This is a genomic window from Luteimonas terrae (genome assembly GCF_031457535.1).
GTDB classification, from domain to species: domain Bacteria; phylum Pseudomonadota; class Gammaproteobacteria; order Xanthomonadales; family Xanthomonadaceae; genus Luteimonas; species Luteimonas terrae_A.
Genome location: NZ_JAVDWO010000002.1, coordinates 264485 through 290441 on the forward strand (window position 1 = coordinate 264485; position 25957 = coordinate 290441).

At 64.9% G+C, this 25957-nt stretch carries 23 protein-coding genes and 1 pseudogene; 9 read left to right on the top strand and 15 right to left on the bottom strand.

Annotation, left to right across the window (positions count from 1 at the left end; genetic code table 11):
• The 4 genes and pseudogenes from J2W68_RS03535 to J2W68_RS03550 form a co-directional block, all read right to left on the bottom strand.
• Positions 1–1554 carry an SIR2 family protein gene (locus J2W68_RS03535; protein WP_310232848.1) on the bottom strand — a complete coding sequence of 518 codons (1554 nt, stop codon included), beginning with the start codon at positions 1552–1554 and terminating at the stop codon, positions 1–3.
• A 152-nt stretch (positions 1555–1706) separates the two neighbouring features.
• Positions 1707–2315, bottom strand: coding sequence for a hypothetical protein (locus tag J2W68_RS03540; RefSeq protein ID WP_310232850.1), 609 nt, complete (start codon positions 2313–2315; stop codon positions 1707–1709).
• 167 nt (positions 2316–2482) lie between these two features.
• Positions 2483–2626, bottom strand: a pseudogene (locus J2W68_RS03545) (IS4 family transposase); the annotation flags it as partial.
• Positions 2627–2765: 139 nt separating this feature from the next.
• Positions 2766–4037, bottom strand: coding sequence for a retropepsin-like aspartic protease (locus J2W68_RS03550; protein WP_310232852.1), 1272 nt, complete (start codon positions 4035–4037; stop codon positions 2766–2768).
• A 146-nt stretch (positions 4038–4183) separates the two neighbouring features.
• Between J2W68_RS03550 and J2W68_RS03555 the strand changes: the two genes are divergently transcribed.
• Positions 4184–4447, top strand: a complete 264-nt coding sequence (locus J2W68_RS03555) for a hypothetical protein (RefSeq protein WP_310232853.1) — start codon at positions 4184–4186, stop codon at positions 4445–4447.
• A gap of 405 nt (positions 4448–4852) precedes the next feature.
• A complete protein-coding gene (locus J2W68_RS03560) occupies positions 4853–5554 on the top strand; it encodes an XAC0095 family protein (protein ID WP_310232854.1) in 702 nt (233 codons plus the stop codon).
• A 139-nt stretch (positions 5555–5693) separates the two neighbouring features.
• On the opposite strand, the gene J2W68_RS03565 is transcribed toward J2W68_RS03560, so the two are convergent.
• A complete protein-coding gene (locus tag J2W68_RS03565) occupies positions 5694–6893 on the bottom strand; it encodes a hypothetical protein (RefSeq protein WP_310232855.1) in 1200 nt (399 codons plus the stop codon).
• A 478-nt stretch (positions 6894–7371) separates the two neighbouring features.
• Between J2W68_RS03565 and J2W68_RS03570 the strand changes: the two genes are divergently transcribed.
• Positions 7372–8745, top strand: coding sequence for an MFS transporter (locus J2W68_RS03570; RefSeq protein ID WP_310232856.1), 1374 nt, complete (start codon positions 7372–7374; stop codon positions 8743–8745).
• A gap of 313 nt (positions 8746–9058) precedes the next feature.
• Here J2W68_RS03570 and J2W68_RS03575 read toward each other — a convergent pair whose 3' ends face one another.
• Positions 9059–9427, bottom strand: a complete 369-nt coding sequence (locus tag J2W68_RS03575) for an antibiotic biosynthesis monooxygenase family protein (protein WP_310232857.1) — start codon at positions 9425–9427, stop codon at positions 9059–9061.
• 81 nt (positions 9428–9508) lie between these two features.
• Here J2W68_RS03575 and J2W68_RS03580 point away from each other — a divergent pair, with 81 nt between their 5' ends.
• The 3 genes from J2W68_RS03580 (at position 9509) to J2W68_RS03590 (ending at position 11185) form a co-directional block, all read left to right on the top strand.
• Positions 9509–9997 (top strand): MarR family winged helix-turn-helix transcriptional regulator, encoded by a 489-nt coding sequence (locus J2W68_RS03580; protein ID WP_310232858.1) that lies wholly within the window; start codon positions 9509–9511, stop codon positions 9995–9997.
• Entirely contained in the window at positions 9994–10440 is a 447-nt protein-coding gene (locus J2W68_RS03585) for a hypothetical protein (RefSeq protein WP_310232859.1), read from the top strand. The genes J2W68_RS03580 and J2W68_RS03585 overlap by 4 nt, the downstream gene beginning before the upstream one ends.
• 262 nt (positions 10441–10702) lie before the next feature.
• Positions 10703–11185 carry a hypothetical protein gene (locus tag J2W68_RS03590; protein WP_310232861.1) on the top strand — a complete coding sequence of 161 codons (483 nt, stop codon included), beginning with the start codon at positions 10703–10705 and terminating at the stop codon, positions 11183–11185.
• Between the two features lie 143 nt (positions 11186–11328).
• On the opposite strand, the gene J2W68_RS03595 is transcribed toward J2W68_RS03590, so the two are convergent.
• The 4 genes from J2W68_RS03595 to J2W68_RS03610 all read right to left on the bottom strand — a co-directional run bounded on the left by J2W68_RS03595 (position 11329) and on the right by J2W68_RS03610 (position 16738).
• Complete coding sequence (locus J2W68_RS03595) at positions 11329–11835, bottom strand: gluconokinase (RefSeq protein ID WP_310232864.1); 507 nt, start codon at positions 11833–11835, stop codon at positions 11329–11331.
• Complete coding sequence (locus J2W68_RS03600; RefSeq protein WP_310232866.1) at positions 11832–14204, bottom strand: GH36-type glycosyl hydrolase domain-containing protein; 2373 nt, start codon at positions 14202–14204, stop codon at positions 11832–11834. The genes J2W68_RS03595 and J2W68_RS03600 overlap by 4 nt, the downstream gene beginning before the upstream one ends.
• Positions 14201–15577, bottom strand: a complete 1377-nt coding sequence (locus J2W68_RS03605) for an MFS transporter (protein WP_310232869.1) — start codon at positions 15575–15577, stop codon at positions 14201–14203. Before J2W68_RS03605 ends, J2W68_RS03600 begins: the two co-directional genes overlap by 4 nt.
• A gap of 252 nt (positions 15578–15829) precedes the next feature.
• Positions 15830–16738, bottom strand: a complete 909-nt coding sequence (locus tag J2W68_RS03610; protein WP_310232870.1) for an AraC family transcriptional regulator — start codon at positions 16736–16738, stop codon at positions 15830–15832.
• Between the two features lie 96 nt (positions 16739–16834).
• On the opposite strand from J2W68_RS03610, the gene J2W68_RS03615 reads away from it, so the two are divergent.
• From J2W68_RS03615 to J2W68_RS03625, 3 genes are all read left to right on the top strand, one after another.
• On the top strand, positions 16835–17572 hold the full coding sequence (locus tag J2W68_RS03615; RefSeq protein WP_310232871.1) for an SDR family oxidoreductase: 738 nt from the start codon (positions 16835–16837) through the stop codon (positions 17570–17572).
• Positions 17573–17906: 334 nt separating this feature from the next.
• Complete coding sequence (locus tag J2W68_RS03620; RefSeq protein ID WP_310232874.1) at positions 17907–18299, top strand: TraR/DksA family transcriptional regulator; 393 nt, start codon at positions 17907–17909, stop codon at positions 18297–18299.
• A 345-nt stretch (positions 18300–18644) separates the two neighbouring features.
• Entirely contained in the window at positions 18645–19517 is an 873-nt protein-coding gene (locus J2W68_RS03625; RefSeq protein WP_310232875.1) for a hypothetical protein, read from the top strand.
• A 57-nt stretch (positions 19518–19574) separates the two neighbouring features.
• Here J2W68_RS03625 and J2W68_RS03630 read toward each other — a convergent pair whose 3' ends face one another.
• From J2W68_RS03630 to J2W68_RS03650, 5 genes are all read right to left on the bottom strand, one after another.
• On the bottom strand, positions 19575–20654 hold the full coding sequence (locus J2W68_RS03630) for a DUF1615 domain-containing protein (protein ID WP_310232876.1): 1080 nt from the start codon (positions 20652–20654) through the stop codon (positions 19575–19577).
• Between the two features lie 128 nt (positions 20655–20782).
• Positions 20783–21427: an ankyrin repeat domain-containing protein gene (locus tag J2W68_RS03635; RefSeq protein WP_310232877.1), complete on the bottom strand. Its 645-nt coding sequence runs from the start codon at positions 21425–21427 to the stop codon at positions 20783–20785.
• A 200-nt stretch (positions 21428–21627) separates the two neighbouring features.
• Positions 21628–23370, bottom strand: coding sequence for a hypothetical protein (locus tag J2W68_RS03640; RefSeq protein ID WP_310232879.1), 1743 nt, complete (start codon positions 23368–23370; stop codon positions 21628–21630).
• 116 nt (positions 23371–23486) lie between these two features.
• Positions 23487–24887 carry a glycosyltransferase family 2 protein gene (locus J2W68_RS03645; RefSeq protein ID WP_310232881.1) on the bottom strand — a complete coding sequence of 467 codons (1401 nt, stop codon included), beginning with the start codon at positions 24885–24887 and terminating at the stop codon, positions 23487–23489.
• A complete protein-coding gene (locus J2W68_RS03650; protein ID WP_310232883.1) occupies positions 24884–25957 on the bottom strand; it encodes a HEAT repeat domain-containing protein in 1074 nt (357 codons plus the stop codon). The genes J2W68_RS03645 and J2W68_RS03650 overlap by 4 nt, the downstream gene beginning before the upstream one ends.

Here is a 25957-nt window from a genome sequence, read left to right on the forward strand (position 1 = left end):
CTAGCCCCAGCCCCACCTAGCCCGATCATAGATAACGGCAACTTTCCTAAAGTTACTTGCGTAAGGTGACGTCTTATAGTCCATTTTATGTTCATTTTCGATAAGGAACTTCAGAAGCACATCTAGGTCAAGCTTCTCGCTAGCAACCCACGGAATATAAAGAGATGCATTCTCTGCGGTGCATCCATCGATAAGGGCCTGCAGGGAAAGATGGCGGCGCTTGAAAAATGGCTTCGCATAGCTCTTAATCCTAAATTCTTCTGGACTCCTAACAACCCACTTATCTAAAGCAAGACCGGAATCCTGGTAACTTTTAAAATCATCAATTCCGCGCTCGAACAAATACTTAAATACAGGAATGTTTTTGGTGTTTTTCCCAACGGGGACAATGACATTATCTAGTATCTGCCCAGCATCAAAGCTTCGATTGCTGTGTAGCAGGTCTTCGAACAAATCTGACGCCTCTATCCTTCCGTAGCCGATCTCCCCTATTGCTTTTCCTGCCAGCTCCGATACGCCGACACCTACCAGAAACTCAACTTCTGCATTTTTCTCTACGTCGTCATAGTCAATTACGCATAGTTTCTTTTCGGGCTCAGCTGATTTGACTAATGAGTAAAGCTGCTCTTTGCAGTAGCGAAGCACTCGAGCCGGAATTTTCCTTCGAACAGCGCCGAGCGCCGTGTAAATCGGTCTGAAATCGTCAGACTTCACCAAAACAAGGGGGATTTGCACGCCGTCTATCGTCAGGTACGTATCTGACATTCCTGGAGAATCACTGAGCCCAAGGCGCTGCACGAATATCAGATTACGACGAAGCTTCTCAATATTTTCCCTCCCAATGCATACCGATATGGCCCGCAGAAGGCTTAGTATGTTCTCATCAGATATTGAGTAGCCAATAAAAATAACTGGATGTTCAACAAAAATAGTTATAAGTTTTGCGGCTAGATATGCGTTTCTCTCATGAAAGGTATTGTAGTCATCGGTAGTAAGAACTAGCGAAGATGGCATGGTTGAGCAGCCATGTATTTTGTAAATTTCGCCAATCTGCTGAGGGTTGGAAAAAAGCAACTCTTCCTGCCCTATGAAGACGCGATAGTCAGGAAAAATCTGCTCTAAGAGCAGATCCCAATTTGTCGTTATTACGCCGTCAACATTCAGTCCAGCTAATAATTCGATCTCTTCTGCGTGCACAGAAGATTTTGCTTTTCCTTGGTCCAAGCTAGAGAGGTACTTCGATATTTCGAGCCTAAGGGCTGAAGTAATATTTGTTACTTTGCTTTTATCCCTAGCCACGGATTCAGTATACTCAGGCGCCGACCACCAATACTCGTTGAATGCTTCTGCCAGAAGCCAAGCAGCTTTTGGAAAATCGCCATCTGCCGCTGATAGATAGTATTCAAAAGGGCGCCCCGTCACACAGAATCGAGAAAGCAAGCCCTTCCAATCCTCAAGCCCTACATATCGGCGCGAAAACCCTGAGCCGACGAAAAGAAATGGACCGGCCTGAGCCGCCCGTAATATCGCGGTAAGCTCTTGTTCAATCGTCAAAGAGAATTCTCCTTCTGCTGCAGTCGAGCACGGGAATTATGGTGACTGTTGAGTTCCTTGCTTGTTATTTGCATGCCCATTTTCTGCGGTGGCAGTTATCTGTATTCAGGGCCTAGTACTTCGGTTATGCCGCCCGCCGCCCAACCAATTTCTCATATCTTACGCGCCGTTCCGTGATCTTTCGGCGGGTTCGACTTGTTCAATGAGCCAAGTATTTTATTGCCGATTGGCTTGGAAAGCCTTAGGACAAGCGCCTCTACATGCTTCGGGTAGTCAAGGTGATCTACAAATGGCACTTCGTAAGCCGAAATATATCTCACAACTTCCCAACGTTTAAATGGCGTCTTTCTCACTCTTTTCGGAAGTGAGACGCCAAGCGGGCCCTTTAGCTGTTGATACATTTCTTCAAGAAATCCGGAACTCGCTTTTCCTATGTAAACGACTGAGCACATTGAATCGTAGAATGCATAGACCCCCGAGCTAACCGTGTGATCGCCTAATGCTTTTTTGAGCTCAGGTCGAATTTGCGATGCGAGATCGATGTCCACGTGCTTGAACTCGGCGGCAACTCGAAACTCAGGTGCGATACAAGAAGAAAGCAGGTGGCGAACAGTAGCCTTTTGCGGCTTATTTTTTCCACCGATCCAATTGTCCACCTGAACTTTATAATAGCCAGTGTGTTCGGCGAACTCCGCCCTTCCCCCGTCAAAATAGTTAGTCACCAGATATTCTACCAACTGGCTTTCAAAGCTTTTCTTCATAGTGAGTCCTCGGCTGCTTATTGCCATGCGTGAAACGCAATTGGTGAATGGAATTTAAGGGACGACACCGCATAAATAGCTTATCGCTGGGTCTAATGGAACTAGATTTTCAGAGTTGCAGCCCTCGGCGGCCTAGCGGTGCCAGGTTCTAAGGTTTCCCCACGTTCTCATCGCGTCAGGGCCATCTGAGCGAGGACAGCCGGCGGAAGGGATCGTATGCGGTCCAGCCATCTGGATACGGGTTCAAGCGGCCATCGTCTGACCAGCGCTTCGCGTCCGATGCGCATGGTCGAGAAGAGCTTTCGCGTGCAGAGGTGATATCGGAACCAGGTTCACTCACGGCGAGGCGGATGGAGCTCCCCGTCGTCTGCGCATTGCGATCTACGTTGGAGGTGTTGCTGCCGTCGTGGTTGCCGGACGTCGTCGTCTCGCTCACAGCGCTAAGCAAGATCAAGATCCGCGCAGCGGCTCAAAGCACAGGTGCGAGGCCCCGATATCCAGGAACAGGTCACTTCCTGCCAGGACGCCCGCGCCGACGTTATGGAGCGTCCCATAGCGTGACGTCCTCGGGCCGTTACTGACATGTCCATGCTGCCCGTTGACGGTGACCCCTTGGAACTCGGCTTCCCAAGGCGCAATTCTCGGTTGATCAAACTGGAACAGCAGCGCTGGTTGACCAGTGTCGATATGCGCCATCACCGCGCTGCCGCTCACATCGACTGGTGCGATGACGAACTGCTTAAGGCCGACGGTATCCGTCGCGAGCAAGAAACGCTCATCGCAAGAAGCGCTTGCGCCAAGTTCGAGTTCAGTCTCGGACAGGCGGAGGGGCCCCATGTTGCGCATCAGGTTGAGCCCAATGACGTTCGGCATCTCAGGATCCGTCGAGATCAGAATTGTCGAGTGTCGGGCTTCGAAGGCGCCAATCTGGAGACGGTCCAACGTGGCGAGACGGGCTTTCACCGATTTGCCTTGGAGGTGCAGATCCATCTGCACTACGCCGGAGCCCCCTTCGCCTTGGTCAAGCCCGAGGCGGGCGGCGAGCGTGCCGCCAACCAAGCCGATCGGGGCGCCCGTGTCGAACACGAAGTCGGCCTCCACCCCGTTCGCCGTCGCCCGGACCGAGAACGGCCCGCGTGGCACACTAGCATCGCTACGCCCCTGAGCCTGATACGGCACGCGCTCCAGCGTCTTGCGGCCAGCGCCCATCCTGTAAACAGGAGGCACATTTGCAAGCGTCGGCAGCGACCACAGCCCTGGTAAGCCGACGCGCGCGTTCGCGATGAATTTTCCCGGAAACGCGCTGTGCGCCTGCTCTCGGGCATGATCCTCGATCGCAGTGAGCGCGCTCTTGAATCGCCGGACCCACTCCACCGCGTCGCCGCGGATCAAAGCATTTCCCGCAAATAGCGATCGGCACTTCGCCTCGCGCTCGTACAGGCGCGGGATATCGCGCCGGGCCAGATCCGAGCACAGCAGCGCCTGCGCATCAGACGCTGCAAGGTCGCCCCTCACTCGCGCGGCGTATGCCGCCAGGAGTGCTTGATCCGCCGGTTCGAGAGCCTCAATCGCCAGACGCTCAAGCGCGGCAAGATCGGCAGTTGCAAGTGCGCGGTCTGCATCCCCCTCCGGCGGAGTCATCGTGATGATTGGCTCTTGGGCGCCTGCCGCCGCTCCAAGCGTCAAGCAAAGAAGAAGCGCTGCAGTGCTTCTATACGTCATCCCTGACTCCATTCGCCCGCGGAAACGCTCCGCTTCGATCATGCCCGATCGCATTGGGGTGCGCTGCTTCCTTCGCACCATGTATGAACCAGTGCCAGGTTCATTCAAGGCAAAACTTAGAAGGCGCGCCCCGGGTAGGAGGTCGATTGCGTCAGCTGCTCGCAATAACGGGGTCAGAGTGGAGTGCCCGCGAATCAACGCGGACGACGCGCCTGGAATTCGGCCTCGGCCTAGGCGAGTTCCTTGAGCTTGAGTTCGCGCTGCTGCTCTGCCTTGCGCAGCGATTCGCGCGCTTACTTGATCACTTCCTGCGCCGGGTTGTGGCTGGCGTGGTGCCGCTTCATGTCGATCGCGGACGCCAGACGCTGATGGGCCAACCCGATGTTCCGGTCGACGCGGAACAGGGGTAAGGAGCAGGCGTCAGAGTGCAATTTTCGTAACTAGCGCGCTCGATTCTTGAGCCTTCTGTATCGATTGGAACGTCAATGCATCAGAAGTCACAAGGCGCGGCATATCCCTACAGCGGAATCCTTTGATAGCACGCGCTTTGGACTTGACCACTTCGCGCCGCACGTAGCAGACTCTTTCTCAAGGAGCGTAGAAACTCCCCTAACAGCGGTCCCCACCTCCGTCAATCTGGTGGGTTTTTTGTGCCCGTACGCTTGCGGGCATGGACCGACGCGATGCCTGCGTCGGGAGGGCGGCTAATACAACACCCTTCGGGGAAATACGCCCGCCGACTGTTAGCGGTTTCTAACCTCCCGACTTCCCGTCCACGTCCGTGGACGGGCACTTCAGGGAATGAGGAGACGACGATGTCGAAGTCCGATACGAAGACGCGTGGCGCGCTGGGTTACCTGCTGCCCGAGGACAGCCATTTCCGGCTGCGCAAACTGCACCAGCACATTGTGTTCCTGTCACGCCTGGCGGAGCCACGCGTGGACGAAGAAGAAGACGGCCCCGAGATCGACCACCCCGCGTTGGCCGGGTGTCTGGAACTGCTGGCCGAACAGGTGCAGCAGGTGCTGGACACGGTGTCCTGGCCGGCGCGGCTGGAAGCCAAAGGCAAACCGGCCGCTGCGGAACGCGATGCCGAGGATGCAGACGACGGCGACGAGGAAATGGAATGCGAGGACGCCGAGTCCGCTGGCTCGGATACGGAGGGCCACAAGGACTTCGACTTCGGCATGACGCTGGATCAGGTGGACGAGGCCGACCGGTTGCTCGATCTGCTGCGTGCGCAAGGCGATCTGCTGATGGCCAGCGGCGGCAATGACGTCGCGGACGGCACCATCACCGTGATGGGCGCGGCGATCTTCGATGGTGCGGAGGAGATGAAGGATTTGATCCGGCAGATCGAGGATCAGGTGCTCGATGCGAAGTCTGGCGGAGGTTCACGCGTGCGGGAGATGCCTGCGGCCTACGGCAACATCGGCGGCGGCATGTCTGCACGTCTCGCAGCCCACCGTCCGGACCCGGATGTCTCTGCCGAGGGATACGGCGTGCGCCTGCACTGAGTAAGGCTGCAGGGGCAGTGCGGCGCAGGCTGCGCTGCCCCTGCGCACGCGGCTTGGCTTGCGTACTCCCTCGATACAAGTTGCGCGCGCCCAATCGCCGGTCCATTTCGCATGGCTGGCCGGCCGCCCAACCCTTCCGTCAGTCGGAGTCGCGAAGCAATTCATTGAACGCTTCGAGCGGCGGCGCGAGCGGCTCGGGACCCATCTCGAGCCATGTGGCGAAATTCTCGGGTGTGGTCGGTCCCCGCTCGCCACTGTGCGCGATTGCTGCAGCGGTGTGGAACAGCGGCTCCACATGTGTGCCCGCAACAGCCAATGCGTCCGCGAGCGCTTCGCCCCGCAATGGAAGTACTTCGACGAGCGCCGCGGTCAGTTCGACTGGCATGCCCAACGCGTTGGGCGCTGTCTGGCTCAGCTCGAGGATATGTTCCCGCGTGACCCCTGCCGATTGCAGGGCACGGATGCTGGCGAAATCGGCGCCAGCGAGCCCGTCTACTACGGATGCCGGCAGACCGGCTGCGCTCATACCTTCGGCGGTCATCGCCTGGAACTGCGCGCGTTGCTCGATTGTGGATACGACCTTATCGAACAGCTCTCCGACCACCAGCGCCGGGCCGAGTCCCGGAACGGTCCGGCCGGCCAGCCAGGCCGCCCCGCCGACGAGTTCGCCTGCCGCCAGTCCCGTCTCCAGCATAGTGCCTGCACTGTAGTTCCCCTGCTGCATGCGACTGATTCCACTGACAAGATCGCTGACAGCAGTCGTTGCAGTGACGGCCTGGGAGATTCGCTCAGCCATGACCGGCATGGTCCCGCCGAACAATCCGACGGCGCGGTCGACGTTGTCGTAGACCTTCATGGTTGTCTCGAGCACCGAATGCACATTCTCGAGGGTTGAAGGATCGGTCGCGTCATAACTTGTCGCGCGATTGAGTGCCGTGTATGCCGCCTGCAGCAGCGCCGTATCGTCGCGCGGAGCGGTTGCGAGCAGCGGCGGAGGCTCGAAGGCTGGCAGCGCGTGCGGCAGTTCCTCATCCAGATACTGCGCGAGCTCGGCGCTGGCAGCCCGGATCTCGCTGTACACCGGGTCTTGACGAAGCGACTCGCGGTAATCGGTCTCGCTGCGCCCTGCGATGTCGTGCACGCCGAGTTCGACCTGTACGTCCATCAGCTCCTCTCGGGCGGCGATCGAATCCAGTAGCGTATTAAGCCCTGTCACGAGCTCGGTGACGCGACCGCTGAACTCCGCGCGGACCTGCCATGCTTCAAACTCAGTAAGTGGCTCTGCGGAGCGTATCTCTGTCGCGAGGCTGTTGCGCTCGGTAGTGCTGCACACATCCATGCGGGGTCTTCCAAGTGTTTTGACACTCCCATCGTAGTGCGCCGACAAGTGCGCGCCCGCTGGGGCGAACCCTAGCGGCGGAACCTCCTCGAGATAACAGACGCGTCCAAGCCTTATAGAGCCAGCGAAAGAACCGCTCCGCGGGTATCCCACCCGGTCAGAGCGAGATCGGAATCGAACACAACAATTGGCGATGTCGCGCTCTTCCGCATAACACCAGAGTTAAGCCGCGCTGCAGCAGCGTCGGCTTAGGCGACTGTTGGCCGGAGGCCGCCGTTGCGCTGGGGAAGCATAGGCGGCTTATCCGACCACCAATAGTGTGATTACTGCGCAACGCATCCGGGCCCACCTGCATAGAGACTGGACAGAGGTTGACCTCAACTATGGTTGAGCTTCGATACTCCGGTCTTCTGGATTTGAACGGAAGCGGCGGATGGGAAGAGGAGAAGATCAGGGAGCAGCCTTGAAGGAGGCTGACGTGCCTCGATTGCTCGGCATCCAGTTCAGAACTGCGACCATCGGTATCGTCGGGTTGGTGTCGCTGATCGCCTACGAGGCCATGGGTAACGCGACGGTGATGCCCCAGGCAGTGTCGGATCTCAAAGGCGTCTCGTTGTATGGCTTTGCCTTCGGAGGACCTCTGGCTATATCCCTCATCGGCATGGTGGCGTCTGGCCGTTGGGCCGATACCGAATCACCCTCCAAATCTGTCTTTTTGGGAGGCATCTGTTTTGTCGGCGGGCTGTTGCTGGCATCCATGGCCCCCTCGATGGCGTGGATGCTTGCAGGACGACTCGTCACTGGGCTGGGGTCAGGAATGCTCGCCGTAGCCCTCTATGCCCTCGTTGGGCACGTATATCCGCCTGCCCTCCACTCGCGGATCTTCGCGGCCTTCTCAGCGGCCTGGGTGTTGCCCTCCTTGCTGGCCTCCGGCATCAGCGGGACCATTGCTCAGCTATTCGGTTGGCGATGGGCTGTTGTGGTTGTGGCAGGGCTCGCCGTCCCTTCGCTGGTCCTCTTAGCGCGACTACGCTTAAAGACGAGAAGCGCGCATGCCGCACGTCCACAGGACCGGCATTTGATATGGGCCATCGTGGCTGCATTTGGCGCTCTGGCGTTACACATGCTCGGGCAAGCCGAGGATCATGGGGCCGCGCCCAAAGTGGTGCCGGTCTTACAGGCTGCACTCGTAGTCATCGCCGTGGCAGCCCTGTACGTCTCTGCGCGTGTGCTCCTGCCGAGAGGAACACTGTTGATTCAACCAGGCCTACCCGCGGCGGTCGCCCTTAGCGGACTCTCGCAGGGCGCTTTCTTCGCAGCTGAGGCCTTCATTCCTCTGCTGCTGCATCGCCATCGCGGCATTGCGCTTAGTGTCGCCGGTCTAGCTTTGACTGCAGGTGCCTTGAGCTGGACCGCGGGGGCGATGTACCGAGCGCGTGTCCACGAGCGTGTCAGCACGACTAGCTTGCTCAGGAATGGCCATGCATTGCTGGCCGGCGGCATCTTGGTATCGATGCTAGCGATCCATCCGGCGTTGCCCTTCTGGCTTGCACCATTGGGCTGGACTTTCTCAGGTGCAGGCATGGGCCTGATTTCGCCAACCCTGTCGGTCATTACCCTGGCCATGGCGGCACCCGGCAGCCATGGCAGCGTGGGCGCCTCGCTACGCCTGAGCGCGGCGATGACGACGACGACTGCCTTGGCACTCAGCGGTGCAGCGTTTGCAGCGTTGATAAAGCAGTCTCCCTCTCTGGCGTTCGCCTTCAGCTTAGGAGTCGCGGTAGTGCTCGCGACGACCGGTAGCCTCTTGGCCGAACGTGTTGCGATTGCGACTGGCAGCGCACAGAAGTAGCCCCCAGATGGGGCCGTGGTAGGTGGGGAGCCGAAGGTAGGCCGCCTGTCCGCTTCCGGCCAGAAGCAGACAGGGATGCGGCGTTGATTGGCCGGAAGGCTCATGCATTCACGGGCGCCAGGTCATACCAAGCTTAAGAGCACCGGCCGTTACCTCGGAATTGAGGTCGAGGATGCCTTGGATATGGCGGAGCAGACCGAGGCCTGAATGACTGCAACAGCGTCGTCGGGCTTCTCTCTGAGGGCCGTTGCCTAACCGATGCGGACGCGATCACGGGCGAGATGCTTCTTCGCTCGGGTGCCCTCGCCCGCTGTCACGCGGTGCAGATTCCGGATACCCCCACCTTCTGAAACAGGTGTGGGCTAGCGACAGTCGATGCCGGATAGGAGGAAAGCTTGGCGCGGAACTCGGGGTGCGAGAACGCAGCCCGGAAGGCATCTGTGGATTCCCAAACGGCGTAGTTGAAATAGGTGGGGCTGTCGCCGATTGCGCGGTGAAGTTGGGTTGAGATGAACCCCGGCTGCCGCTTCATGAAGGCGGCATCCTCCGCCCAGGTGTCGATGAGCGCCTGCTCGTTCGGGCCATCAACAAAGAACAGGTTGACGAGGACGACTGGTGAAGCGTCGAGGCCGAGCTGCCGATCAATTGGAAACGACGGGTCTAGCGGCTTGAGGATAGTCATGGCGAGTCCTGGGTTGGGGTAGGCCAAGCGAGCATAGCCGCCTGGTTGACAACCAGTTTACACAAGTGGAAACTGGTTTCCATGAAGAAGCCAGAACGTCTACCGTCGACTGCCCGCTGTGATGCCGCTGCCGTTACGCAACTCGCGCTCGCCGTCTTCCGCGCCAATGGCGCTCTTATTCAATGGGGCGATCGGCTCGTGGGGCCACTGGGTTTGACTAGCGCGCGTTGGCAGATGCTCGGCGCGATCGCCTTGGCTGGCCAACCGCTCTCGGCGCCTCAGGTGGGCGACGCGATGGGGGTTTCCCGACAGGGTGCGCAGAAGCAGTTAAACGTGCTGGCAGACCTACGCCTGGTGGAAGCCGTGTCGAACCCAGCGCACAAGCGGTCACCGCTCTATCGCCTGACGGCTCGAGGCCAGCGCCTCTATAGCCAAGCCGATGACCTGTGGACGCAATGCGCGGACCAGATGGCCGCCCACTTCAACGCCCGGGATGCGAAGGCAGCCATCGAAACCCTGACACGGATGCTGGAACTCCTCGAACCGCCGAGTACAGAGGCCACCCGATGAAATCGGCCTTTCATGCAGCATTCGGTGCCGTGGCGCTGCTTTGCATCGCGACTTTCTGGTTGTCGACAGTGATGGCGGAACTATTCACCAGTTATCAGGAAATAGCGGTCGTGAAGGTCACCATCCTCCGCGGCATGTGGATTCTGATTCCCTGCATGATCATCACTGCTGCCAGCGGATTTTCCCTCGCTAGCGGGCGTCCCGGGCGCTTGGTCGACTCGAAGAAACGCAGAACCCGAATTGCTGCAGCCAATGGGCTGCTTGTGCTTCTTCCGTGCGCGATCGTTTTGGCACGTCTCGTGGAGGCGGGGCGCACGGACGCACTTTTTTACTCCATCCAAGCTCTGGAGCTGATCGCCGGCGCGGCGAACCTCACCCTTCTAGGATTGAACATGAGGGATGGCCTTCGCCTCACCGGGCGCCTGTCCAAGCGCGCTCGATAGAGGATCGGGGACTTGACGGGGAAGAATGATTCACTTGCCCCGCCCGTCCAGCCCATGCGTTGAACAAGCCCGCAGCGGCTTGCATCCAGCGGAAAACTATCGCGGCCACCTCGAGTCGAACGGCCATCGGTATCGCTGGGCAAATGTCGCTTGAACAGCGCTGCGACACCTCGGGCATACCCTAGATGCCGGAGCGCCGTGCGCTCTGCATCATGCTGCCTGAGCGCTCGGGCGCATCCGTACACGGACTTGGAGCATCGACATGGCGGACGGAATGGGTGGCGCCTCAGGCGTCGGTGGATCGGGAAGCGCCGGTGGTGCCGGCGCCAGCGCCGACGCGGCAGCAAACGAGGCGGCAGCGTCAGCGCTCGAGTCGATGCAGGACACGTCTGCTATCGGGCTGAGCGAGAAAGCGACCGAGGCCGCGAAGGCAGGCCAGGCTTGCGCGGCGGAGGCGCACCTGTCGGCGGCCCAGAACGCTGCGGAACAGACACAGGCGGCCGCGGCTGAAATCGCCGGCATCGCCGCCGCCCACCCGAATGCCGCGGCCGCGCAGGATTTCGCGGACTTCGCGGCACAAGCGTCGCAGGCCGCCAATGCGGCGGTCGACGCCGCGCGCACTGCGGTCGATCAGTCGCGCGAGTCGCTGGGCGTTTCCGGCTGCGTCGCGGAGGCGGCGCCGATCAGCCCTACTCAAGGGCTGGCGCTCGGCACTATCAATCAGCTGAGCGGCCTCTGGTCGTAAGCGCATGCATGGCCACCGCGCCTCCGGCTTACGGAAAACTCACAACGCGACATCGGCGATAACGGTTCCAGATTCACTTACCAGACCATCAGCTTGACCGTTCGCCCACGGCGGTCCGGTGCCTTCTTCCTGCAGCTGGACGGTCAAGTGCAAGCCGCGAGCGCATCGCGCAGCACCTCGGCCGGCGGTCGGTCGATCGCCAGCGTCACGACATCCGCTTCGCCGGCCGGCATCTCCAGCGTCTCGAACTGGCTGTCGAGCAGCGACGCCGGCATGTAATGCCCGCTGCGGGCCTGCATGCGCGCGGCGATCAACGTCTTGTCGCCGTGCAGGAACAGGAAGCGCAGCGACAGGCCGGTCTCTCGCAGGCGGTCGCGATGGCGGCGGCGCAGGCCGGAGAAGGCGAGCACCACGCGTTCGCCGTTCGCGACGCGCCGCGTGAGTTCGTCCGCGATGCGTGCGACCCACGGGTCGCGCATGGCGTCGGTGAGCGGCAAGCCCGCGGCCATGCGGGCGCGGGCGGCCTCATCGTGGATGTCATCGGCATCGAGGAATGTTGCCTGCCAGGCCTCTGCCAGCAGGCGGGCCAGCGTGGTCTTGCCGCTGCCCGAGACGCCCATCGCGATCACCACCTGCGGCGCCGGCGTCATTGCGGCAGTTCCACGTCGACGCGATACCGCGCACCGGCGACGATGCCGCGCAGCAGTGGTGCGTCGAGCCCTTGTCCGTCTACGAACACGCGCGCAGTCGACACGCCCGCGACACGCCGGGCGTGCAGCTCGATTTCGGCGCCGCGGAAGCGGCGCACCACGGAGGCCTCGGACCAGTGCGACGGCAGCTGCGGCGCGATGCGCAGCGCGTCGCCTTCGCCGCGCAGGCCGAACAGGCCTTCGATCAGGCAGCGGTACAGCCACGCCGCAGTGCCGGTGTTGAACAGCTGGCTGGAGCGTCCCGCGGTGCGCGGATGGCCGCGCCAGTCGCCGCGGTAGTAATTGGGCACGAACACCGGCAGCTGGCCGCGTTGCAGCAGGTCGTCGGCATCGGGGCCGGGCAGCATCGCGCGCAGTACGCGCCACGCGCGGTCGGCATCGCCCACTTCATACAGCGCGTGCAGGTAGAACGCGGCGGCGTGGTTGTAGACCGAGCCATTTTCGGCCGAGCCGGGGAATTTCTGCGTGAGCCGGCCGACGTCGTCGCGCATGCCGGTGTAGGGCGGGTCGAGCATGGCCACGCCGTACGGCGAGACCAGCTGCGAGTCCACCGCAGCGAACAGCTGCTCGCGTCGCCCGGCATCGGCCGCGCCCGAGAGCATCGCCCAGCTTTGCGGATTGAGATAGATGCGGCCCTCGGTGTCTCGCTGCACGCCGAACGTCACGTCGTCATCGGTGATGCCGCGCGCGTACCAGTCGCCATCCCACAGGTGGGCGTTGGCGGCGTCGTTGCAGTCGCGCGCGCCCTGCACGAAGACCTCGGCCTCAGCGTCGCCGGCATGGCGCGCACGGATGCCGGCCCACAGCCCCAGGGCATGCGCGGTGGCCAGGGTCAGCCAGCCCGAGACGCCGCGGCCCTTGTAGCCGACCATGTTCATCGGGTCGCACCAGTCGCCCTGGGCGATGTAGCTCAAGCCCCGCGCATCGCGCGCCGAGAGTAGCCAGTGCATGGCGCGGTCCACGCGCGCGGCCACGCTGGCGACATGGCCTTCGGCATCGGCAACCGGTACGTCGAGCAGGGCATCGTCGCCGGTCTCGTCGAGGTAGGCCTGCAGGAACACCGGCAGCCAGACGCAATGATCGGTGTGCGGGATCTGGTTGATGTATTTCAGCTGCGCGCCGTCGACCAGCAGGATGCCGTCGGGCATCGCCCCGCCGGGCGCCTGTTGCGACAGCGCGCGCAGGAACGCGGCGCGCGCGGTCTCCGGCTGCAGGTAGGCCATGCCCATGTGGTCCTGCAGCAGGTTGCGCGTCTGCGGATCGGTGGTCAGGCGGTTGACGTCGCCGTGGTAGTACACCTGTCGCGGCAGCCAGTGGTTGGCGAAGGCGTCCAGCCAAGCATCGGGGGTGCGGATGTCGACGCAGCCGCGCCCGGCGGACAGGTACTGGGCATACGCGGCGGCCGCCGCTTCGAAACCACCGGGCACGAGATAGGTCGCGCGCAAGGCGTGGATCTGCGCGTCGTCGCGCGCGGGGCCGAACACGAAGCGTTCTTCGTGCGCATCACCATCGGCGAGCACCACGCGGTACTGCAGCGCCGCAGTGGGCATTTCGTAGTCGGCATCGCGCCGGCCCAGCAATTCCGCATCCGTGATCGCCGCCGGCGCATGCAGCCCGCCCTCGCCTTCGAACGCGGCCTGGCGTGCGTCCCATGCATCCGGCGCATTGGCATGCAACAGCACGGTGCGGTCCATGAAGTCGCGCTGGACGAAATAGTCCTCCACCTTCTGGTAGGGCGTGATGCTGCTGCAGACGATGCCGCCCAGGTCCTCGCGCCAGGTCGCGGACTGGTTCATCCACGACATGTAGCCGACCGGGAAATAGGGGTAGAGGCTGAGCCGCCGCGTGCGGCCCGAAGCGTTGCGCACGCGCAGCGTCCACAGCTCGGCGACATCCTCGACCGGCAGCGTCAGTCGCCACTCGAACGTCAGGCCGTCGCGCTCGATGCGCCAGGTGAGCGTATCCGGCTGCGCGACGAACGCGAAGGCGTCGGCCGATGCGCGGACCGGCTCGTGCGGCAGCGAGAACAGCGTGCCGTCGTCCTCGTCCTTGACGTAACAGAAGCGCCCCGGATGGTGCGCGTACACCGGCTGCTCGGGCTGCATGAAACTGCGCGCTTCGAGCGTGGGCGCGTGCGCGTACTTCGCGGGTTCGGGCTGCATGAACTGCGCGCTGGCGAAGCCGCGGCAGGTGGCCTGCACCATCATCCGCCGGTTCCAGAGAAAGCCCGATGCGTGGGGCATCGCGGTGGGGCTGTCGATCGTGAACGTGCGGCCGTCGTCGGTGAAGCCGTACTGCAGTGTGCTCATGCGCGCTCCGCCCTGCGCGCATCCAGCGCGTCCTGCACCTCGGTCATCGTCGACGCGTCGAGCGGGTAGGCGCGCATCACCAACGCCGCGCAGAACGCGATCATCCCCGGGATCACGGTCAGCAGCAGTGCGATGCCCAGCTGCGAGGCATCGGACTGCGCCTCGTTGGCCACATACCCCATCGCTGCCAGCACCCAGCCGATCACCGCCGCCGCGATCGCGCCGCCGAGCTTCTGCGAAAACGTAGCGGCCGAGAACGTCATCGCGGTGGCGCGGCGGCCGGTCTTCCATTCGGTGTAATCGGCGCAGTCCGCGTACATCGAGAACGCGAGCGGCGATTTCGGCCCCAGCGCCAGGCCGACCAGCGTGTTGAGCACGAACAGCAGCCAGATCGCATCGCGCGGCACCAGGAACATCGCGCAGCTGAGCACGCCCACGGCGGCCATCAACCACACCATCAACCGTTTCTTGTCGACGAAGCGCGTCATCACCGGCGTGAGCGCCGCGCCCACCGCCAGCGCCACCGAGTAGCTGCCGAGGAACCAGCCGGTCAGCTCGGGGCGCTCGAGGTAGTACTTGAGGTAGTACACGGTGGCGCCGCTGCGCATGACGATGGTGACCATGATCACCAGCGCCAGCACGAACAGCACCATCCACGGCCGGTTGTCGAGCAGGTCGCGCAGGTCCTGGCGCACGTCGCTGCGCTGCTGCGGTGGCGGCGTGATGCGCTCGCGCGTGCTGAAGAACACCGTGGCGAACAGCAGCGACGCGATCGCCCCGTAGAGCCCCAGCGTGAGCTGCCAGCCCAGGGCCTCGTTGCCGCCGCCGAACCAGCGCACGTGATCCAGCGTGAACGCATTGACGACCGTGGTGCCGGCGAATGCGGCGATGAAGCGGAAGCTGATCAGCGTGGTGCGCTGCTGGCTGTCGTTGGTCATCACCGCCGACAGCGCCGAATAGGGCGTGCTGAGCACGGTATAGGCCAGCATCATCACGCTGAAAGTCAGATAGGCCCACACCAGCCGGCCGGTGTCGCCGAGATCGGGCACGGTCCAGGTCAGCACGCCGGCGCAGGCCAGCGGCAGTGCGCCCCACAGCAGGTAAGGCCGGAAGCGGCCGAAGCGCGTGCGGGTGCGATCGGCGATGGCGCCCATCAGTGGATCGGTGACGGCGTCGAACACACGCGTGACCAGGATCATCGTGCCCACCGCCGCGGCGGCCAGGCCCATCACGTCGGTGTAGAAGATCAGCAGGAACGCGGAGATGTTGGCCCAGTAGAGATTGAAGCCGAAATCGCCGATGCCGTAGCCCACCTTCTCGCGCAGGCGCACGCGTGTACGCGCACCGTCACCTCCGGGATGTTGGATCTGCATGCGCCCTCCGCGCGGCGTGGCCAGGCGAATGCGTGGCGTATGCAGAGCGGCGATGCCCTGCGCTGACAACGCTGTCAACTATCGCGCAAAGGTGAGGGTTGGACAACCGCGGCACATGCTGCGACTGCAGCGGTGGCATTCGCCGGAACGGGTTCGTTCCGAAGCTTGCAGACGACAGCGGCTTACGCATTCGCCCGTGCTGCCGGTGCGTCGCCCAGCCGGCACGCACGCGCGGAAGGGGTTTCGCCACGCTCACCCAGGGCGCGGACCGGCTGCCCGCACATGGCGCCGCGGCGACGCACCGACATGCCGTTGGAACGCCGCACCGAACGCACTGGCGGACCCGTAGCCGACGCGCTCGGCCACCTCGGCGATGGAGGCATCGCCACGCCGCAGCAAGTCCTTCGCGACCTCCATGCGCCACGCCAACAGATAGGCCATTGGCGCGACGCCCACGGTGCGGGTGAAGCGCTCGAAGAACACCGAGCGTGACAGCGCCGCGGCATCGGCCAGTGCGGCGACGGTCCACGGCCGCTCGACGTGCGCGTGCATCACGCTGAGCGCACGGGCGAGGCGCTCGTCGCCGAGGCCTTTGAGCAGGCCGGGCGGTGCGTCGTGGGGAGCGCTGCGCATGGCTTCGATCAACAGCAGTTCCACCAGGCGTGCCAGCGCGGATTCGCGCCCCGGCCGCAGTACGCGGGTTTCTTCCGCCACCATCGCGACCAGTTGCGAGAGCCGTGACGAGCCGCGCACATGCACCACTGCCGGCAAGAGCGAGACCAGCAGCGCGGGATCGTCGCGGTCGAACAGGAAGGCGCCGCCCAGCGCGCGCATGTCGGCTGGGCCGTCGGCGTCGCCGTAGCGGATCTCGCTGCCGTCGCTGGGCAGGGCGTCGGGATCGCGCAGCACGGGGGGCACTGTCTCGTCGCTGCACAGGGTGAAGGCCGGCGTGGCCGGCAGCAGGACGAAATCGCCAGCGGCGATGTCGAACGGGGCCTGGCCGTCGACGGCCAGCCGGCAGCCACCGTCGAGCACGATGCAATAGCTCGGCCGGCCGTAGTGCGGATAGCGCACCGCCCAGGCGCCGCGACCGCTGATGACGTTGGCGAACGCCGCTCGCGGGTGCAGCAGGTGGATGATCTCCGACAGCGGATCGCGCATCCGGACGACCACGACAGAAAAGCGGACGTTCGAGTATCGATCATCCGGCCCGCGGGTTCCACGATGGCCCCTCATCCACGCAACGAGGGTTTCACCATGAAGACCGCACTGATCACCGGCTGTTCCTCGGGCTATGGCCTGGCCACCGCCCGTCATTTCCAGGCGCAGGGCTGGCAGGTCATCGCGACGATGCGCCAGCCGCGCGCCGATCTGTTCGACGGCACCAGCGGCATCCGCGTGTTGCCGCTCGACGTGACCGATGCCGCGAGCATCGCCGCGGTGTTCGAAGCGACCGGGCCGATCGACCTGCTGGTCAACAACGCGGGCCTGGGCCTGTTCGGCGCGTTCGAGGCGACGCCGATGGCGACGGTGCGGGAGATTTTCGAGACCAACACCTTCGGCACGATGGCGATGTGCCAGGCCGCGATTCCGCAGTTCCGCGCACGCGGTGCCGGCACGATCGTCAACATCACCTCCAGCGCCACGCTGGCGCCGTTCCCGCTGGTAGCTGCTTACACGGCCAGCAAGGCGGCGATCGCCGGCTTCACCTCGTCGCTGGCGCTGGAACTGGCGCAGGTGGGTGTGCGGGCAAAGCTGGTGGCGCCCGGCTATTGCCCGGGCACGCGTTTCGCCGACAACGGCGCCGCGCGCATGGCGGGCCTGGTGACCGAGCCCTATGCGGCCTTCGCACAGCGCGTGTTCGACGGCTTCGCACGGCTCACCGCCGTCACGCAGCCGGAAGACGTCGCCGACGCGGTGTGGCAGGCGGCGCACGATGCATCGGGACAGCTGCAGTTTCCCGCAGGCGCGGACGCGGTGGCGCTGACGGCGTAACTGGGCGCGGCGGCGCCAGGTTCGGTGACGTTGACTGCAACACGACGATCAAGGAGCGATCGATGAAACAGGTCAACGCACACGTTCGGGCGTTTGCCTGCCTTGTCGCGATGTGCGCGCTCACCGCCTGCGGCGGAAGCCAGCACAAGACACACGCGCAGTTCCTGACGCTGGAACTGGACGGCACGTCGCTGACGTTCGACGCATTCCTGAGCGCCAACGACCCGCCGCTGGGCGCAGCGGCGCACTTCGTCACGCTGGGCGATGCGCGCCTTGTCGTCACCGCCTGGTTGTCACACTCGCCGCTCATCCCAGCTGTTTCCAGGAGCACGCCATGCATAAGCAAGACACACCGCTCGATCCCGAGTTCATCGAGCAGCAGCGTCAGCAGCTGGAGACCCTGCAGGCCGAGCTGCAGGCGTCTGGCGAGTTCCGCCACGACGACGAACTGCAACTGCAGTCCGAGCGCGCGAACCAGAGCCACGCCAGTGGCGGCGACGCGCAGCACATCGCGCTGCAGGACAACAACCGCGCCGTGAGCGCGCACGCGTTGATGCAGCTCGACGCGGTGCGGCGCGCGCTGGAGAAGATCGAGGACGGTACGTACGGGCGGTCGGACGAGAGCGGCGATCCGATCCCGCGCGCGCGGCTGGAGGCGCTGCCGGCGTCGCTGTACACGGTGGAAGAAGAGGAAGCGCGCGAGCGCGACGCCCAGCGGGCCGAGTAGCCGATGCGGCCGGGAGACTTCAGCCGTGCCCCGCGGCGTGCTGCGCGAGCCCGGGGTTACGGCGCCGATGCCATCGGCTCGGCGCTACCGCGCACGTTGCAGGCGCGCGACGTCCGCAGCGAGGGCGGCCCTGTCGCGCAGGGAACGCGAGCACCTGGGTTTGCAGCCTGCGTCGGGCGTCGATGTATCGGAGATCGTGGCAGGGCTGAAGCGCCGAGACCCAACGTGGTTGCGAGCGGATAGCAGCCCCAGGTTCACTTCATTCGATCTCCGGCCTTGCCGCGGCGGGATCCATTGCGCCCCATACGCCGTAAGCCGTGCAGACCAATCCAAGGAACGTCTGCAATGCACGTCGTGATCCGGAGTGTGGTGATGCTGGTGGCGGGCCTGTGGCTGGCCGGTTGTGCGACGGGCTTTCCGCGGGCGGCGGCGCCGTATGCCGCCGCTGACGGGCTCGATGGCGCTGCAGTGCTGGCGCGCAGCGTGGCGGCGCATGGCGGTGATCTGCGAACGCGCAGCGGCGATCTGAATTATGCGAGCGACGGGCGCTGGGAATCGCTGATCCAGCGCATCCAGCCGGTGGTCACCGACGCGGGGTATCGGGTGACTGCGGAGACGCGCTATGCGCCGTCGAGCGGCATGCACGCGATCCGCTACCAGGGGCCGAAGGGCACGAAACAGGTGCTGCGCACGCGCGGCGGCATCGAGGTGTATTACGACGGCGTGCGCGCGACCGGCACCGACACGCTGCAGGCGGCAGCGATGACCACCGATGCGTTCGAGCTGTTCCACTTCGGGCCGACGTTCCTGGCCGCGCGCGCGACACAGGTGACGCGCATGGCCGATGTCGACGAGGCAGGCACGCGTTATCAGCGCGTGCGGGTGGAGATCGCGCCGGGCTTCGGCGAGGCCGCGAACGACACGGTGATCGCATGGTTCGATGCGCAGACGCATCTGCTGCATCGCGTGCATCTGACCTTGAATGGATTCCCGACCACGCAGGGCGCGCACGTGGACACCACGATGACCGGCTATCGCGCGTTCGACGGCGTGATGCTGCCCACGCGTTTCCACGAGCGCGTGCGCGGGCCGCTGCGCATCGACGCGCACACCTGGTGGGTGACCGGACTGGATACCGATCGCGGCTGGCAGCCGGGTGATGTGGCCGGCGGTACGTTCACCGGTGGTGCGGCGCGGCCTGCGGACGCGTTGCCGTAAGCCAGCGCAGACGACTGCGGAGATCGCGTCCGTCACCGGCGGGTGCGCCCGCCAAACTCAGCGCCGCATGCACCGCTCCCAGCGTTCCTGCACCCGGTTGGCGAACCACGCCGTGGTCAGGGTACGGGTGATCTTCGGGCTGTCCAGCACGATGCCCGGCAGTACGGCGCGCGGTAGCGGCGTGCCCGCGGCGGCATCTGCGAGTTCGAACACGCGGGCGTAGAGCTCGGTGTCTTCGAAGTCCAGTTCGGTGCCCTGCTGCAACGCGCGGCGGATCTGCGCGTTGTCCATTCCGATGCGGCCGCCGAGCGCACGTACGGCCCGTTCGGTGGCGCCAGGGTTGTCGAGGTTCGCGCCCGGCAGCAGCAGGTCGCCATCCAGTGCGAGTTCGATGCCCGAGGCTTCGGTCACCGCGTTCTGGAAGGCCGCATTGCGGCTGGCGTACCAGCCGGCGTTGAAATCGGCGAAGCGGTACAGCGGCGTGTCGTAGTTCGCGGGATAGCCCAGAAGATGTGTCGTGCCGAAGTACAGGCCGCCGCGCCGGGTGAACACTTCCCGGCGGATGTCGCCCTCGACCGGATACGGATAGCCGCGCGCGTGCGTCTTCGCGAAGTCGATGCGCACCTGCATCGGCCCGCCGGTACGCACCGGGTTGAGGCCGGCGAACAGACGCCTGCCGAGCGGGACGATGCCGATGAAGTCTTCGTAGAGTTCGCTCAGTTCGCGCTCGGTGCGCACGCGTTCTAGGCGCTGCGCGTAGGTGCGGCCGGCGGGCGAGTCCAGCCGCAGCGCGGCGTTGAGCAGAAAGCCCGGCACGTGCAGCGCGGCGGCGCGGCGTTCGATCTCGGCGCGGGCGATTTTCGGCAGGCCGGCCACCGCGGGATCGGCGGTGTAGGTGCTTTCCTGCTCGGTCACAGCCAGCACCGCGCACAGATGTTCGCTGCTGGGGGCGATGTCCTGCGCGGTCAGCGCGACATACACGTCGTTGGCCCAGCCGGCGCGGTCGTCGAGGCTGGCCGGCAGCTTGCGCAGGAGTTCCGCGCGCACGTCATCCGGGCTGCGCTGCATCTGCAGCGGCGCCTGCGAGGCGCAGCCGGTGAGCACCAGCAACAGCAGGCACGTGAGGAGTCGGGTCATGGCAGGCGCAGGGCGGCGAACGGAGCGGCATCGTGCCAGACGCGCTGCGAAGGGCCTCGAATCGACGGCGGCTGCGGTGCTGCGAATGACGGGATCAGGCAGGCCGAGGTCCGGTGTGCGTCGGCGCCTCAGTGTTTCGGCGTTGCGCCCAGGCGCTCGCGGATCCACTCGTAATCGCGCCGCACAGGCGCGGCCAGCACGGACGGATCGCCGTCGTAGAGATAGCTGGCGACGGTGGCGCCGGTGTCGTCGGTGGCGCGGGGATCGGCGCCGGCTTCCATGAAGCGTTTCACCGACGGAATGTCGTTGACGAGCGCGGCCTGGTGCAGCGGCGTGGTGCCGGCGCGATCGCGCACATCGACCTGCGCGCCGGCGGCGAGCAGGCGGTCGATGTTGTCGGGCTCGCGTGCGCGCAGGGCCTCGAACAACGCGGTCTGGCCGTTGCGGGTGTTGGGCACGTCGACCGGCACGCCGTGTTCGAGCAGCAGGTCGATCCAGTCTGCATTCTTCGACATCGCGGCTTCGTGCAGCGCGGTGCGGCCCTTGGCGTCGCCGCGCGCGGGATCGGCGCCGAGATCGAGCAGCAGGCGCACCGCATCGCGATCACCTTGGCGGATCAGCCAGTTCAGGGCGGGCGTACCGTCTGCATCGATGGCATCGGGATTGGCGCCGGAGGCCAGCAGCTCGCGGGCGAGCGCGTCATCGCCGGCGCGCAGCGCGGTCACGAACTGCGCCTGCGCGGGATTTTCGAATATGCGCGCGTCCGTGGTCATGGATTCGTGTCCTTGCGTGCAACCGGAAGCGGCCAGCATAAGCGCGGCCAGTGCCAGGTGCGGAAGCGGAAATGGGCGACGGGTCATGGCGGGCAGCATGCCGCAGCGCGCGTTAAGCGCGTTGCGGTGGTCGGGTGCGTACGCCACATGGAGATGCGGTGCGCCACATACGGCTGGCGCATTGCGTCAGGCACGCGGCATCAGTTGAACGGGTTCAGTGCATCGAACGCACGACCCGCGCCATTGGCGATGCCGCGCCCGAGGTCACGGGCGCCGTCGGCGGCGCTCTGGGCGACGTCACCCGCGAAGTCGCTCACGCCCTGGCCCACATCGCCCGCGATATCGACGAGTGCTTCCAGACCATCGCCGAGCTTGTCGCTGCCCACGTCGAGCACCGTGCCGACGCCGTCGGCCACGTTGCTGAGCACGCTGCCGGTGCCTTCGACGACACCCGCGACGGCATTGGCCGGCGTTTCGAAGCCGGTGATGCGGCCGAGATCACGCACGAAGCCGCCGGTGGCATTGGCACTGTTCTGCGCGCCATCGCCGATCAGGCTGACGGCGCCGTCGGCGATGTCGCCCAGGGTGCCGACGCCGGCATCGGCGACATCACCCAGCAGACCGAAGCCCGCCGCCACGCCGCGGCCCTGGGACAGATCGGTCATGAAATCGCCGGCGCCCTCTTTGAGTTCGGAGAAAGTGCCGGCGACATCGCCGCCGAGATCGACGACTTCGCGGATGCCCGACGCCAGGGTGTTGAACTGCAGATCGCCATAGGCTTCGAGACCGGCGATGCCCGCATCGCTGGCGAAGCCGGTGGTGGCGCCGACCACGTCGCCGATCAGATCGCTGCCCTGCTCGACAAGCGGGCTGGCGCCGTTGAGCAGGCTGCCGACCACCCAGCTCTGCGGCGTCGCACCGGGACCGCTGCGCATCTGGTCGCCCAGTGCATCCATGCCGGTGGCCACAGTGCCGCCCGCGGTATCGATGCCGGTGTTGACCAGACCGCCCAGCACGTCGCCGTTGCTGGGGCCGCGTGCTGGATCGGTGGGGCTGGCGTGATCGAATGCTTCGACATACACCGCATCTGGACCGCCGCCGCCGTGCAGGCCGCCGAAGCTGGTGCCCGGCGGCGGATCGATGCGCAGCGCATAACCCACGGCATCGGGCGGCGAGCCGACGATCGGCAGCAGCGGCACGTCTTCCTGCGCGCCGGTCAGCGGATCGCCGTTGACCGCGTAGCGGCGCACCTGCCCTTGTTCGGCAGCGCTCTCGCGGATCGCATTGGGGCTGAAGCCGAGGCTCTCGAGCGTTTCGTTGCTGAGGCCCGAGCTGTTGAAGGTGACGGCGGATGCGCCGGTGGCCAGCGACGCGGCAGACGCCAGACCGCCGCCGAGCGAGTGCCCGGTGAGTGCGACATTGCCGTCGCCGAGCACGTGCTCGGCGCGCTTGGCGAGTTCGATAGCGCTGCTGTACTGGGACGCATCCATGCCCAGGCCCTGCTGGCCGTTGTTGACCCAGTCCATGTACTGGCTCGGGTCGGTGCCGAGCTCCGAGCCGCGATAGGCGACCACGTAGCCGCCGTCCTCGTGCTGGTAGATCTCGGCGTGGAAGCCGGAGCGGTCGTCGCTGAGCAGGGACGGATCGATCGGAATGCGGTTGCCGTGCTGGTCGGTCAGGCTGAGTCCGTCGGCGTGCGGCTCCAGCGCGGTCCAGCCCGCATCCTGCAGCGCCTGCTGGTATTCGGGGCTGTCGGGCGCGTAGGCGCCATTGGCCATCATCGCGAACAGCTGGTCGTCGGCGCCGGGCGTCGTGCCGCGGACGTCGTTGCTCAGCTGATGGTCGCCAGCGCGGTAGTCGTGGGCCACCGGCGGTGGCGGCGGCGCTGCGGTCTGTTGCGCAACGCTGTAGACGCGGCCGGTGTCGGTGACGGGGATGACCATGCTGAATCCATTCACAGGGATGTCAGCGTCGACGGTAGCCCGCGCGCGGCGGCCGGGACACTCGGGCGAACCCTAGCGCCGCGTCGGAGACCAGACGCGTCGCCGCGGCTGCCCGGCTACTGCCCCCAGGTGCCGCTGCGTCGCATCACCCCCCAGTTGTGCTTGCGCCGCGAGAACCACTGCCACATGCCGCGGCAGCGCCACAGCGTGTTGAGCTGGCGATAGCCGAAGTTCTCCAGCACCGCCATCGCGAACATCAGCAGCATGTCGCGCTTGCGCGCATAGACCCGGAACGACAGCGTCTCCAGAAGTAGACCATTGACCGACAGCAGGATGCCCATGCCGATGGCGACCAGCAGAAAGACCACCAGGGCGGTGGGCGAGATCACGCCGAACGCGAAGCCGCCCACCATCACGATGTAGCCGACGAGTTCGATCAGCGGGCCGATCAGTTCGAACAGGGTCATGAAAGGCCAGGCCAGCAGACCCGCCGCGCCGGCGCGCGGGCTCAAGGCGAGGCGGACGTGGCGGGTGAGACTTTCGGCCAGGCCGCGTTGCCATCGGCTGCGCTGGCGGCCCAGGGTGCCCAGGTCCTCCGGCGCCTCGGTCCAGCAGATCGGATCGGGCAGGTAACAGATGCGATACGGAATGCGGCGCTCGCGGTGGTAGCGGTGCAGGCGCATGACCAGTTCCATGTCCTCGCCCACGGTGGTGGTGCTGTATCCGCCGGCAGCGATCACGCGCTCGCGGTTGAACAGCCCGAAGGCCCCGGAAATGATCAGCACCGCATTGAGCGGCGACCAACCCAGACGCCCGAGCAGGAACGCGCGCAGGTATTCGACGATCTGGAAGCGCGCCACCCAGTTGCGCGGCAGCCCGGCGCGCACCAGGAAGCCGCCGCGCACCTCCGAACCGTTGGCCAGGCGCACGGTGCCCCCCGCGGCCACGGTGCGTTCGTCCTCGAGAAAGGGCTGCACCACACGCAGCAGGCTGTCGCGCTGGAGGATGGAATCGGCATCGACCGCGCAGAACAGCATGTGGCGGGCGGCGTTGATGCCGGCATTGAGCGCATCGGCCTTGCCGCCGTTCTCCTTGTCGATCACCCGCAGGTTGGCGTAGCGCCGGGAGCGGTAGACCCCGAGGATGGGCTTGTGGTCCACGGTGCGGCGCATGGGCTGCGGCTGCAGCACCAGATCGAACTCTTCGCGCAGCACGTCGAGGGTGCCGTCGCGCGAGCCGTCGTTGATGACCACCACCTCGAAATCCGGGTATTGCAGCTGCAGCATCGAACGCACCGAGGTGCGGATGGTCGCCTCTTCGTTGTAGCCGGGCACCAGCAGCGAGATCGGCGGCTCGACGCCGAGATACGGGGCCTCGTCGCCAAGCGCACTGCGCTGTCGCATGTAACCGCGCAGGCTGAGCATCGCCAGCAGGTTGAGGCCGAGATAGCCGCCGTTGAGGGCGAGGAAGTAACCGATGAAAAACGCCTGGGTCCACCACAACCAGTCGATGTTCATGGGTGGCGCTCCTCGATCGCGCGCCGCAACGCGTCCTGTCCGTAGCGGTCCTCGACCGTGTCCAGGAACTGCTCCAGGGCGATCCGATCCAGGGTGGGCTGCGCGGCAATGGCATCCGCCGCCTCCTGGCGCACGGCCCAGCTCAGGTCGGTCAGCAGCGCGCGCAGGGTCTCCCGTCCGGCCGGTGCGGCCTGCTTGCGCAAAGCCTTGAGCGCGGCGAGGCGCACGTCGGCCTCGGGATCTGCCAATGCGGCCTCCAACACGGGGCGATCGACGTCGTCGCGCAGGTCGCCCAGCACCTGCAGTCCGGCCTGGCGCACGCGCGGATCGGGTGACGTGCCCAGCGCGGCGCGCGCCCATCCGGCCATCCGCGCCGGATCTCCCCACTGCGCCAGGGTCGCCAGCCGGTGCACCTGTTCGGGCGATGCCGCACGCAGGGCGGCGAGCAACGGGCTGGAGACGGCCGTACGCCCGGCCAGCTGGCAGAGCGCCGAGATCCGCTGCGGCGTCCAGTCACGCCGCACCACCACCACCGGCAACACCTCGGCCATGGCCCGGTGTGGATCGATGGTCACCAGCACCTCGGCCGCCGCAAGCGCCAGCAGCGGATTGCGATGCTGGAGGAAGTGCGCCACCCCGTCCCATGATTCCGGCCCGCCGACCTGGCGCAGCACCGCCAGTGCGACCAGCCGCAGATGGATCTGGCGTCGCCCCAGCAGGTCGAGCGCGGCGCGATGCAGGCCGTAGTCCACCAGCAGGCGATTGAGGCGGGCATGGGCTTGGCCGCGCAACTTGCGCTGGGTGCGACACCACAACAGCAGGAACCACAGACGCTCGTCCGCTGCCGGTGCCGTCCAGGACGGCGGCGCGTTGTGCAGCGTCGCCTCCGCAAGACGGGGCCGCCAGACGTCGTCGAACGCGCGGCGCCTCGCCAGCCGTCGCGCGCCCAGTTCCGCGAGCACCAGCACCTGGACCATGGTCAGCAGGGTGACCACCGTCAGCGCGGCCACCACGTACAGCGCCCAGCGCAGGACCGGATCTTCCATCGCGATGGCGAGCCATGCAGGCAT

What these genes read in the sequence shown, in the direction of transcription:
- J2W68_RS03560 (WP_310232854.1), top strand. Translation starts at nt 4,853, where the DNA reads ATGTCGAAGTCCGATACGAAGACGCGTGGCGCGCTGGGTTACCTGCTG.
- J2W68_RS03635 (WP_310232877.1), bottom strand. Translation starts at nt 21,427, where the DNA reads ATGACCACGGACGCGCGCATATTCGAAAATCCCGCGCAGGCGCAGTTC.
- J2W68_RS03620 (WP_310232874.1), top strand. Translation starts at nt 17,907, where the DNA reads ATGCATAAGCAAGACACACCGCTCGATCCCGAGTTCATCGAGCAGCAG.
- J2W68_RS03610 (WP_310232870.1), bottom strand. Translation starts at nt 16,738, where the DNA reads ATGCGCGATCCGCTGTCGGAGATCATCCACCTGCTGCACCCGCGAGCG.
- J2W68_RS03630 (WP_310232876.1), bottom strand. Translation starts at nt 20,654, where the DNA reads ATGACCCGACTCCTCACGTGCCTGCTGTTGCTGGTGCTCACCGGCTGC.
- J2W68_RS03540 (WP_310232850.1), bottom strand. Translation starts at nt 2,315, where the DNA reads ATGAAGAAAAGCTTTGAAAGCCAGTTGGTAGAATATCTGGTGACTAAC.
- J2W68_RS03590 (WP_310232861.1), top strand. Translation starts at nt 10,703, where the DNA reads ATGGCGGACGGAATGGGTGGCGCCTCAGGCGTCGGTGGATCGGGAAGC.
- J2W68_RS03565 (WP_310232855.1), bottom strand. Translation starts at nt 6,893, where the DNA reads ATGGATGTGTGCAGCACTACCGAGCGCAACAGCCTCGCGACAGAGATA.
- J2W68_RS03615 (WP_310232871.1), top strand. Translation starts at nt 16,835, where the DNA reads ATGAAGACCGCACTGATCACCGGCTGTTCCTCGGGCTATGGCCTGGCC.
- J2W68_RS03640 (WP_310232879.1), bottom strand. Translation starts at nt 23,370, where the DNA reads ATGGTCATCCCCGTCACCGACACCGGCCGCGTCTACAGCGTTGCGCAA.
- J2W68_RS03625 (WP_310232875.1), top strand. Translation starts at nt 18,645, where the DNA reads ATGCACGTCGTGATCCGGAGTGTGGTGATGCTGGTGGCGGGCCTGTGG.
- J2W68_RS03605 (WP_310232869.1), bottom strand. Translation starts at nt 15,577, where the DNA reads ATGCAGATCCAACATCCCGGAGGTGACGGTGCGCGTACACGCGTGCGC.
- J2W68_RS03575 (WP_310232857.1), bottom strand. Translation starts at nt 9,427, where the DNA reads ATGACTATCCTCAAGCCGCTAGACCCGTCGTTTCCAATTGATCGGCAG.
- J2W68_RS03645 (WP_310232881.1), bottom strand. Translation starts at nt 24,887, where the DNA reads ATGAACATCGACTGGTTGTGGTGGACCCAGGCGTTTTTCATCGGTTAC.
- J2W68_RS03650 (WP_310232883.1), bottom strand. Translation starts at nt 25,957, where the DNA reads ATGCCTGCATGGCTCGCCATCGCGATGGAAGATCCGGTCCTGCGCTGG.
- J2W68_RS03585 (WP_310232859.1), top strand. Translation starts at nt 9,994, where the DNA reads ATGAAATCGGCCTTTCATGCAGCATTCGGTGCCGTGGCGCTGCTTTGC.
- J2W68_RS03600 (WP_310232866.1), bottom strand. Translation starts at nt 14,204, where the DNA reads ATGAGCACACTGCAGTACGGCTTCACCGACGACGGCCGCACGTTCACG.
- J2W68_RS03580 (WP_310232858.1), top strand. Translation starts at nt 9,509, where the DNA reads ATGAAGAAGCCAGAACGTCTACCGTCGACTGCCCGCTGTGATGCCGCT.
- J2W68_RS03550 (WP_310232852.1), bottom strand. Translation starts at nt 4,037, where the DNA reads ATGACGTATAGAAGCACTGCAGCGCTTCTTCTTTGCTTGACGCTTGGA.
- J2W68_RS03595 (WP_310232864.1), bottom strand. Translation starts at nt 11,835, where the DNA reads ATGACGCCGGCGCCGCAGGTGGTGATCGCGATGGGCGTCTCGGGCAGC.